Raw genomic sequence first — 759 nt, forward strand, 5'->3', positions numbered from 1 at the left:
GCGGTTCACTCCGTTGTATGTAGTGTGCGGAAATGACAAGAAGCGAGCGGCTCGCGGAGCAACTGGACTGGTACTGGCACAAGAACCTGCGGCCGCGGCTGGACGGTCTTACCGATGAAGAGTACTTCTGGGAGCCGGTGCGCGGCTGCTGGAGCATCCGCCCACGTGCCACGTCGGCCGCACCGATGTCGGCAGGTTCGGGGGAATGGACGATGGACTCCGCGTCCCCTGCCCCGGTGCCGGCGCCGGTGACCACGATTGCTTGGCGGCTGGCGCACATCATCATCTCGTGCCTGGGCTATCGGGTCGCATGGTACTTCGGCGGCCAGGACGTCGACTCCGAGACATTCGCCTACGCGGGGACCGCTGACGAGGCGCTGAAGCAGCTCGATGAGATGTATGGGAGCTGGAACGCGGGGGTCCGCGAACTCTCGGACGCTGACCTGGAGAATCCGCCCGCGGTGGGTCCCGAGCGGTTTCCCATGGAGAACAGGGTCCTGCACGTCAACAGGGAGCTGATCCATCACGGCGCCGAGATTTCCCTGCTGCGCGACCTCTACCGCTGGCAGGACGGAGCCGCACCGCGCCGAATATGACTTTCCGGCAACCGGCGATCGAGCTTCGGAAACCTTCGTGGACTCCGTGACGCTCCGTGGCTGCGAACTTCAGTGAAGCTGCACTCTCTTGAGGATCCAACGAGCCGTTCGTTCAAGCGTCACGACCACCGTCGTGTCATGTCGGCCTCAGGGACAGGCACTC

Annotated in this window: 1 protein-coding gene; it reads left to right on the forward strand. The window is 64.2% G+C overall.

The window, feature by feature from the left end:
• Window positions 1-32 precede the first annotated feature (32 nt).
• Window positions 33-596, forward strand: coding sequence for a DinB family protein (locus R2S09_RS40160; RefSeq protein WP_306192214.1), 564 nt, complete (start codon window positions 33-35; stop codon window positions 594-596).
• The last annotated feature ends 163 nt before the right edge of the window (window positions 597-759 follow it).

The sequence above is a fragment of the Streptomyces sp. MK7 genome (genome assembly GCF_032658145.1).
Classification (GTDB): Bacteria; Actinomycetota; Actinomycetes; order Streptomycetales; family Streptomycetaceae; genus Streptomyces; species Streptomyces spiralis.